The 9,410-nt window shown below is 72.1% G+C and carries 10 protein-coding genes; all 10 read left to right on the forward strand.

Annotated elements, in window-relative coordinates; translation table 11 throughout:
- The first annotated feature begins 5 nt into the window (after window positions 1–5).
- A complete protein-coding gene (locus tag B8W67_RS09655; protein WP_109470080.1) occupies window positions 6–263 on the forward strand; it encodes a glutaredoxin family protein in 258 nt (85 codons plus the stop codon).
- A 112-nt stretch (window positions 264–375) separates the two neighbouring features.
- Window positions 376–1,749, forward strand: coding sequence for a glutamyl-tRNA reductase (locus B8W67_RS09660; protein ID WP_069391820.1), 1,374 nt, complete (start codon window positions 376–378; stop codon window positions 1,747–1,749).
- 27 nt (window positions 1,750–1,776) lie between these two features.
- Window positions 1,777–2,703: a hydroxymethylbilane synthase gene (gene hemC / locus B8W67_RS09665; RefSeq protein ID WP_069391819.1), complete on the forward strand. Its 927-nt coding sequence runs from the start codon at window positions 1,777–1,779 to the stop codon at window positions 2,701–2,703.
- Window positions 2,704–2,737: 34 nt separating this feature from the next.
- Window positions 2,738–4,516 carry a uroporphyrinogen-III synthase gene (locus B8W67_RS09670; RefSeq protein WP_109561756.1) on the forward strand — a complete coding sequence of 593 codons (1,779 nt, stop codon included), beginning with the start codon at window positions 2,738–2,740 and terminating at the stop codon, window positions 4,514–4,516.
- A gap of 8 nt (window positions 4,517–4,524) precedes the next feature.
- On the forward strand, window positions 4,525–5,508 hold the full coding sequence (gene hemB, locus B8W67_RS09675) for a porphobilinogen synthase (RefSeq protein ID WP_085303710.1): 984 nt from the start codon (window positions 4,525–4,527) through the stop codon (window positions 5,506–5,508).
- A gap of 52 nt (window positions 5,509–5,560) precedes the next feature.
- Entirely contained in the window at window positions 5,561–6,115 is a 555-nt protein-coding gene (locus B8W67_RS09680; RefSeq protein WP_069391816.1) for a transport-regulating membrane protein Mce1N, read from the forward strand.
- Window positions 6,112–6,366 carry a hypothetical protein gene (locus tag B8W67_RS20270; RefSeq protein ID WP_069391815.1) on the forward strand — a complete coding sequence of 85 codons (255 nt, stop codon included), beginning with the start codon at window positions 6,112–6,114 and terminating at the stop codon, window positions 6,364–6,366. Before B8W67_RS09680 ends, B8W67_RS20270 begins: the two co-directional genes overlap by 4 nt.
- A 23-nt stretch (window positions 6,367–6,389) precedes the next feature.
- The gene (locus B8W67_RS09685) at window positions 6,390–8,516 is read left to right on the forward strand and encodes a heavy metal translocating P-type ATPase (protein ID WP_069391814.1); all 2,127 of its coding nucleotides are present in this window, start codon (window positions 6,390–6,392) and stop codon (window positions 8,514–8,516) included.
- A gap of 65 nt (window positions 8,517–8,581) precedes the next feature.
- A complete protein-coding gene (locus tag B8W67_RS09690; protein ID WP_131814665.1) occupies window positions 8,582–8,824 on the forward strand; it encodes a hypothetical protein in 243 nt (80 codons plus the stop codon).
- 78 nt (window positions 8,825–8,902) lie between these two features.
- Window positions 8,903–9,250, forward strand: coding sequence for a hypothetical protein (locus tag B8W67_RS09695; RefSeq protein WP_420845610.1), 348 nt, complete (start codon window positions 8,903–8,905; stop codon window positions 9,248–9,250).
- Window positions 9,251–9,410: the final 160 nt, after the last annotated feature.

A 9,410-nucleotide genomic window follows, 5' to 3' on the forward strand; every position in this document is an offset into this window, starting at 1 on the left:
GGGAGGTGAGCCGGCATCAGGTGCAGTTGTTGACCCGCGACGGGTGCGCGATGTGTGTGCGGGCCCAGAACCGGTTGGCCGAACTCGCCACCGAACTGGGGTTCGCGCTGGTCGCCACCGACGTCGACGCCGCGGCGGCGGCCGGTGATTCCGGTCTGCGCGCCGAGTACGGCGACCGGCTGCCGGTGATCCTGCTCGACGGCACCGAACACAGCTACTGGGAGATCGACGAACCGCGGTTGCGGGCCGACCTGCAGCGATAGCGGGAGGGTCGCGAAGTCGTCGGCAAATTTGGTGGGCTAACTGGTAAACCTTTACCGTGGAGGTCAGTTTTGTCACCGGTGAGTGCAAGGGAGCAGGCCAGGTGAAGCAGCCGTGAGTGTCCTGCTTTTCGGGGTGTCGCACCGCAGCGCGCCGGTTGCGGTGCTCGAACAGTTGAGCACCGACGAATCCGATCAGGTCAAAATCGTCGACCAGATGTTGCAGTCTCCGCTGGTCAGCGAGGCGATGGTGCTGTCGACCTGCAACCGGGTCGAGGTCTACGCGGTCGTCGACGCCTTCCACGGCGGGCTCGCGGCGATCGGCGAGGTGCTCGCCGAGCACTCCGGGATGGCGGTCGGGTCGCTGACCCAGTACGCCTACGTGCGCTACAGCGAAGCCGCCGTGCAGCACCTGTTCGCCGTCGCCAGCGGCCTGGATTCCGCGGTGGTCGGCGAACAGCAGGTGCTCGGGCAGGTCCGGCGCGCCTACGCGCTGGCCGAGGCCAACCGCACCGTCGGGCGGGTGTTGCACGAACTGGCCCAGCGAGCACTGGCGGTCGGCAAACGGGTGCATTCGGAGACCGCGATCGACTCCGCCGGCGCCTCGGTGGTCTCGGTGGCCCTCGGCATCGCCGACGAGGACCTCGGTGGGCTGGCCGGCAAGACCGCGGTGGTGATCGGCGCCGGATCGATGGGGGCGCTGGCCGCCGCGCACCTGACCCGGGCCGGTATCGGTCGGGTCCACGTGCTCAACCGGTCGGGGCAGCGCGCCCGGCACCTCGCCGACAAGATCGCCGAATCGGCGATCCCCACCGACATCGGTGATCTCGACGCGGTGGCCGCCGCGCTCGCCGACGCCGACGTCGTGGTCAGCTGCACCGGCTCGGTCGGCCCGGTGGTGTCGCTGGCCGACGTGCACCACGCGCTGGCCGACACCCACCGCGACGACGCCACCCGGCCGCTGGTCATCTGCGACCTGGGGATGCCGCGCGACGTCGATCCCGCGGTGGCCGGTCTGCCCGGCGTCGTCGTCATCGACATGGAGCGCGTCCAGCGCGAGCCGTCGGCGCGGGCGGCGGCCACCGACGCCGAGGCCGCGCGCCAGATCGTCGGCACCGAGGTGGCCACCTACCTGGCCGGCCAGCGGATGGCGGAGGTGACCCCGACGGTGACCGCGCTGCGCCAGCGCGCCGCCGAAGTCGTCGAGGCCGAGATGATGCGCCTGGAGCGCCGGTTGCCGGGCCTTGACAGCTCCCACCGCGACGAGGTCTCCCGCACCGTGCGCCGCGTCGTCGACAAGCTGCTGCACGCCCCGACGGTGCGGGTCAAACAACTGGCCAGCACCCCCGGCGGCGACAGTTACGCCGAGGCGCTGCGCGAACTGTTCGAGCTCAACCCGCAGGTCGCCGACGCGCTTGCCAGCGCAGGCGAGTTGCCCACTGTGCCAACTGAATTCGATGGCGGTACCGAAACACGGTTCGCTGAGTAACGCTGACCAACACTGAAATAGGGCGCAATGATCCGGTTAGGGACCCGGGGCAGCCTGCTGGCCACCACGCAGGCCGGCAGTGTCCGAGACGCACTGATCGCCAAGGGCCACGACGTGGAGCTGGTGATCATCAACACCAAGGGCGACCAGTCGATGCAGCCGGTCGGCACGATCGGGGTGGGGGTGTTCACCGCCGAGCTGCGCGAAGCCATCCTCGACGGCCGCGTCGACGCTGCGGTGCACTCCCACAAGGACCTGCCCACCGAGGTCGATCCGCGCTTCGCCCTCCCGGCGATCCCGCGCCGCGAAGACCCCCGCGACGTGCTCGTCGCCCGCGACGGGCTGGTGCTCGGCGAGCTGCCGGCCGGCTCGATGGTGGGCACGTCGGCCCCGCGACGGGCCGCACAGCTTAGAGCACTGGGTCTCGGTTTGGAAATCCACCCCCTACGAGGCAACCTAGTTACGAGGTTGAACAGGGTCAGCAGCGGTGAGCTCGACGCGATTGTGGTAGCCCGGGCGGGAATGGCCCGGATCGGGCGCCTCGATGAGGTCACCGAGACGCTGGAGCCGGTGCAGGTGCTGCCCGCGCCGGCTCAGGGTGCCCTCGCCGTGGAGTGCCGCGCCGAGGACACCGAGCTGACGGCGCTGTTGGCGACGCTTGACGACGCCGACACCCGCGCCGAGGTCACCGCCGAGCGGTCCCTGCTCGCCGAACTGGAGGCGGGTTGTTCCGCACCGGTGGGCGCGATCGCCGAAGTGGTCGAGTCCATCGATGAGGACGGCCGCGTCTTCGAAGAGCTGTCGCTGCGCAGCTGCGTGGCGGCGCTGGATGGATCCGACGTGATCCGTGCGTCCGGGGTCGGCACTCCGGAGCGGGCACGGGAGCTGGGGCTCTCGGTGGCCGCGGAGTTGTTCGAACTCGGGGCGCGCGAGGTCATGGCGGACGCGCGGTAAGGGCACCGCGCGCGAAGAGACATGGAGTTAGGAGATGGCTCGCCAAGTGAGTACGCGAGGCCGTAAACCCAAGCCGGGCCGGATCGTGTTCGTCGGCTCGGGTCCGGGGGACCCGGGGCTGCTGACCACGCGGGCCCGCGCGGCGCTGGCACGCGCCGCCGTGGTGTTCACCGACCCTGACGTGCCCGAGTCGATCCTGGCGCTGGTCGGCACCGACCTGCCGCCGGCGCCGATCGCGGACGCCAAAGACGGCGCCAAAGAGGCCGCCAAAGACGGCGCCACAACCGGCAAGGACGCGGCGAAGGCCGCCGAGGCCGCCGAGGGCAACGACACCGCCGCGGCCGTCAAGGACACCGCCAAGGGCAAGTCCGCTAGGGGCGCCAAGGACGTCGCGCCGATCCCCAACGCCGACATCCGTCCCGCGCTGGGCGGGGCCGCCGAGGTGGCCAAGACGCTGGTCGCCGCCGCCCGCGCCGGCGACGACGTGATCCGGCTGGTGGCCGGCGACCCGCTGTCGGTGGACTCGGTGGTCACCGAGGTCACCACGGTCGCGCGCACCAACCTGACCTTCGAGATCGTGCCGGGGCTGCCGCCGGCGATCGCGGTGCCCACCTACGCCGGGCTGCCGCTGGGGTCGTCGCACACCGTCGCCGACGTGCGCGGCGACGTGGACTGGGCGGCGCTGGCCGCCGCGCCGGGGCCGCTGATCCTGCAGGCCACCGCCTCGCACCTGCCCGACGCGGCGAGCACCCTGATCGACTACGGGCTCACCGAACAGACCCCGTGTGTGGTGACCGCGGTCGGCACCACCTGCTCGCAGCGGTCGGTGGAGTCCACCCTGCACGGGCTCACCGAGCAGAACGTCTTCGCCGGCACCGAGTTGGCCGAACAGGCGATGTCCGCCGGGTCGCCGCAGAACGGTCCGCTGGTGGTCACCATCGGCAAGACCGTCAACAACCGCACCAAGCTGAACTGGTGGGAGAGCCGGGCGCTGTACGGCTGGACCGTGCTGGTGCCGCGCACCAAGGACCAGGCCGGCGAGATGAGCGAACGGCTGATCACCTACGGCGCGCTGCCGATCGAGGTGCCCACCATCGCCGTCGAGCCACCGCGCAGCCCCGCCCAGATGGAGCGGGCCGTCAAGGGGCTGGTCGACGGGCGCTACCAGTGGGTGGTGTTCACCTCCACCAACGCGGTGCGCGCGGTGTGGGAGAAGTTCAGCGAATTCGGCCTGGACGCCCGGGCGTTCTCCGGGGTCAAGATCGCCTGCGTGGGCGAGGCGACCGCCGACCGGGTGCGGGCCTTCGGGATCGAACCGGAGATGGTCCCCTCCGGGGAGCAGTCCTCGCTGGGGCTGCTCGAGGAGTTCCCGCCGTATGACGACGTGTTCGACCCGGTGAACCGGGTGCTGCTGCCGCGCGCCGACATCGCCACCGAGACCCTCGCCGAGGGGCTGCGGGAGCGCGGCTGGGAGATCGAGGACGTCACCGCCTACCGCACGGTGCGCGCCGCGCCGCCGCCGGCGGCCACCCGCGAGATGATCAAGACCGGCGGGTTCGACGCGGTCTGCTTCACCTCGAGCTCCACGGTGCGCAACCTCGTCGGCATCGCCGGCAAACCGCACGCGCGCACCATCGTCAGCTGCATCGGGCCGAAGACCGCCGAGACCGCCGCCGAGTTCGGGCTGCGCGTCGACGTGCGTCCCGAGACCGCTGCGGTGGGCCCGCTGGTCGACGCGCTCGCCGAGCACGCTGCCCGGTTGCGCGCGGAGGGGGCGTTGCCGCCGCCACGCAAGAAGAGCCGGCGGCGCTAGCGGGTGCGATGAGCGGTTTCCCGCGGCAGCGTCCGCGCCGACTGCGCTCCACCCCGGCGCTGCGGCGCCTGGTCGCCCAGACGACGCTGCAACCGCGCCAGCTGGTGTTGCCGCTGTTCGTCGCCGACGGGATCGACGAACCCCGCCCGATCGCCTCGATGCCCGGGGTGGTGCAGCACACCCGCGACTCGCTGCGCCGCGCCGCCGCCGACGCGGTGGCCGCCGGGGTGGGCGGGCTGATGCTGTTCGGGGTGCCCTGTGAGGCCGACAAGGACGCGACCGGGTCGGTGGGCGCGCACCCGGACGGCATCCTCAACGCCGCGCTGGGTGATCTGGCCGCCGACCTCGGTGAGGCGACCGTGCTGATGGCCGACACCTGCCTGGACGAGTTCACCGATCACGGCCACTGCGGTGTGCTCGATGACCGCGGCCGCGTCGACAACGACGCCAGCCTGCGCGAATACGTGCGCCTGGCCGTCGCCCAGGCCGACGCCGGCGCCCACGTGGTCTCCCCGAGCGGGATGATGGACGGCCAGGTCGCCGCGATCCGCGACGGACTCGATGCCGTCGGGCACACCGACACGGTGATCCTGGCCTACGCGGCGAAGTTCGCCTCGGCGTTCTACGGGCCGTTCCGCGACGCGGTGGGCTGCAGCCTGCAGGGGGACCGGCGCACCTACCAGCAGGAGCCGGGCAACGCCCGCGAGGCGCTGCGCGAGGTGGCCCTCGACCTCGACGAGGGCGCGGACATGGTGATGATCAAACCGGCACTGGGCTACCTCGACGTCGTCGCCGCCGCCGCGGCGATCGCCACCGTGCCGGTCGCCGCCTACCAGGTGTCGGGGGAGTACGCGATGATCGCCGCCGCCGCCGCACAGGGCTGGATCGATCAGCGCGCCGCGGTGCTGGAATCGCTGACCAGCATCCGGCGGGCCGGCGCCGACCTGGTGTTGACCTACTGGGCCACCGACGCGGCCCGCTGGCTGGGCTGAGCGGCGGGTACATGCCCGTCGCCGCCGGGGCCACCGGCTACCCTGGCTGGCGATGACCACCGAACCTACCGCTGCCGGCTCTGAGGTGCTGTTCTACGAGAGCGGTGCCAGTTGGCTGTGGGTGCTGCTCGGGCCGCTGGCCGCCGCGGCGATGCTGTGGATCCAGGTCTCCAGCGGCTACGGCTACCAGCCGCTGGTGCCGCTGACGTTCCTGATCATGGTGACCGGGCTGCTGGCCGTGCAGGTCAAGGCCGCCCGGATCCACACCCGGGTCCAGCTCACCCCCGAACTGCTCTACCAGGGCACCGAGTCGTTCCCGGTCTCCGACATCGTCGGGCTCTACCCGCCGGCCCCGGCCACCGGCCGCGGCGCCAAAGAACCGCCGAAGTGGACCACCGCACGGACCCTCGGGGAGCTCACCGGGGTGCCGCGCGGGCGCACCGGGATCGGGTTGCGACTCAGCCACAACCGCAACGCTCAGGCCTGGGCCCGCAACCACCGCGGGCTGCGGGCCGCGCTGGCCGCGATGGCCCCGGAGTACACCGGGCCCTTCGACACCAGCCGCCCCGACGCCGACATCGACGGTGGTCCCGGGCCGGGGCGATGACTCCGCGGCAGCGGACCCTGATCGACCTCGGGGTGAGCGCTGTGGCCCTGGTGGGCGGGGTGCTGGCGTGGACGCAGGTGAGCACGGTGATCGCGGTGGCGCCGCTGATGGACGGCCAGCCGGTCACCGAGTCCACGGTGTATGACCCGCAACTGGTCATGGTGGCATTGCTGCTGGTGACCCTCGCTGCGGTGCTGGCGGTGACCGGGGTGGCGCGCTGGCGGCGCACCCGACGACCCCATACCCCCTAGGGTATGAAGGGTAGGCTGGTGTCATGACCACGACCGACTTGACGCTGCGCGGGATGACCTGTGCGTCGTGTGCCGCCCGCGTGGAGCGCGGACTCAACCGGATCGACGGGGTGCAGGCGACGGTGAACCTCGCGCTCGAACGCGCCCACGTCGACCACGACGTGGGCGTCACCGCCGATCAGCTCGTCGCGGCGGTGCAGGCCGCCGGCTACGACGCCGCGGTCGTCGGTGCCGACCCCGCCCCGGTCGACGCCGACGTGCCCGAGGACGCCCTGCGGCCCCGGCTGATCGTCGCCGCGGCGCTGGCCGTTCCGGTGGTGGCCATCTCGATGGTGACGGCCTGGCAGTTCCCCGGCTGGCAGTGGCTGATGCTGGCGTTGACCACCCCGATCGTGGCCTGGAGCGGGTACCCGTTTCACCGCGCGGCGCTGACCAGCGCGCGCCACGGCGCCTCCACCATGGACACCCTGGTGTCGTTGGGAACGCTCGCCGCCTACCTGTGGTCGACGGTGGTGCTGGTCACCGGCGGCACCGAGAGCGGCGGGCACGTCTACTTCGAGGTCGCGGCCGCGGTCACCGCGTTCCTGCTGGCCGGCCGCTACGCCGAGGCCCGGGCCAAACGCTCGGCGGGTGCGGCGCTGCGGGCGTTGCTGACCCTGGGGGCCAAGGACGCCGTCGTGCTGCGCGACGGCGACGAGGTGCGCATCCCGGTCGAGCACCTCGGCGTCGACGACCTCGTCGTGGTGCGCCCCGGCGAGCGGATCGCCACCGACGGGGTGATCACCGAGGGCACCTCCGCGCTGGACACCTCGGCGATGACCGGGGAGTCGGTGCCGGTCGACGTCGGCCCCGGCGCCGCGGTGCTCGGCGGGGCGCTCAACACCTACGGGCGGGTGGTGGTGCGCGCCACCCGGGTCGGCGCCGACACCCAGCTGGCCCGGATGGCGAGGCTGGTCAGCGACGCCCAGAGCGGCAAGGCGTCGGTGCAGCGGCTGGCCGACCGGGTGTCGGCGGTGTTCGTGCCGGCGGTGCTGGTGATCGCCGCGGCAACCCTGCTCGGGTGGCTGGCGGCGGGCGGATCGGTCGCGGCGGCGTTCACCGCCGCGGTCGCCGTGCTGATCATCGCCTGCCCGTGCGCACTGGGCCTGGCCACCCCCACCGCGATCCTGGTCGGCACCGGGCGCGGCGCCCAGCTGGGGATCCTGATCAAAGAGCCGCGGGTGTTGGAGAACGTCCGTCACATCGACACCGTCGTGCTGGACAAGACCGGCACGGTCACCACCGGGGAGATGACCGTGCACGACGTCACCGCGAGCCCCGGCGAGGACGCCGCGACCGTGCTGGCCCACGCCGCGGCGGTCGAGGCGGCCTCCGAGCATCCGCTGGCCGCGGCGATCGTGTCCGCCGCCCGCGAGCGTGGCCTGGACCCGGCCGCGGTCACCGAGTTCGTCAACGACCCCGGCACTGGGGTCAGCGGGCTCGTCGACGGGGCGCGGGTGAGCGTGACGCGCACCGGCACGCTGGCCGGGGTGGATCTGCTCAGCCCGGCCCGCTCCGGCACCGTCGTCGACGTCGCCTGGGGCGACCGGGTGCGCGGCACCATCACCCTCGGCGACACGATCAAACCCAGCAGTGCCGCCGCCATCGCCGAACTCACCGCGATGGGCATCACCCCGGTGTTGCTCACCGGTGATGCCGCGGCGGTGGCCCGCCGTGTCGCCGACGAGGTGGGCATCGCCCCGGCCCACGTCATCGCCGGGGTGCTGCCCACCGGCAAGGCCGACGCCATCAGCGCCCTGCAGGCCGACGGTGCGACCGTGGCGATGGTCGGCGACGGCGTCAACGACTCGGTGGCGCTGGCCACCGCCGACATCGGCATGGCGATGGGCACCGGCACCGACGTGGCCATCGAAGCCGGCGACCTCACCCTGGTGCGCGGGGACCTGCGCACCGTGCCCACCGCGCTGCGACTGTCGGCGCGCACGCTGCGCACCATCCGGGTGAACCTGTTCTGGGCGTTCGGCTACAACGTCGCCGCGATCCCGCTGGCGGCCCTCGGTCTGCTCAACCCGATGATCGCCGGGGCCGCGATGGCCTGCTCCTCGGTGCTGGTGGTGCTCAACAGTCTGCGACTGCGCCGCTTCCGCTGACTGTCACCTGATTCCCAGCTAGGCGGCGTAGCGTCGGCGGTGCGGTTGGCGGGAAGGGGTCGACGATGCGGGGCTTGACGGCGACGGTCGGTCGCGGGGTTGCCAGCGTGCTCATGGCGGGCGCACTGACATCATCGGCACTCCTGGCCGCCGGTGCGGCCGGCGCCGACCCCGCCGACCCCGACCCGTTCCCCAACCCGATCAGCCCGTCGGATTGCATGGCCAGCGCCAAAGTCAACTGCGACCTTTTCGGGCCGTACGGGCTGAACGACCACGACAAGCCCGACAACCCGCCCGGCCAGCCCTGAGCGGCGGCGGTGACGCTCATGGTCCTCCCAGCTAGGCGGCGTAGTGTCAAACACACGGTTAACGGAGAGGGGTCGACGATGAGGATCGTTACGGCGACGGTCGGTCGCGGGATTGCCGGCGTGATCATGGCGGGCGCACTGGCGTCATCGGCACTACTGGCGGCCGGTGCGGCCGGCGCCGACCCCGCCAACCCCGACCCGTTCAACCCGGGCGACTGCATGGCCAACGCCAACGCCGTCTGCAACGTCGGGCCGTACGGGCCGAACAGCCCCACCAACCCGGCGAACATCAACAGCCCGATGAACCCGGCCAACCCGAACAACCCGAACAACATCAACAACCCGAACAACCCGGCCAGCCCGCTGAGCCCGATGAACCCGGCCAACCCGCTGAGCCCGATGAACCCGGTCAACCTGCCCCACTGAGCAGGGTTCTAGCGGGGGACTAGCGGGGGATTGGTGAGGAATTAGCGGGGGGTCAGCCCGCTCGGGCCCAAGGGTTGTGCATCCAGGGCGGCCCCACGGGCCTCGGCGCCGCCGTGAGCGCACAACACTTCGCCGTGAGCGCACAATCCTCGGTCGGGGG

The organism is Mycolicibacillus koreensis (genome assembly GCF_002104795.1).
Classification (GTDB): domain Bacteria; phylum Actinomycetota; class Actinomycetes; order Mycobacteriales; family Mycobacteriaceae; genus Mycobacterium; species Mycobacterium koreense.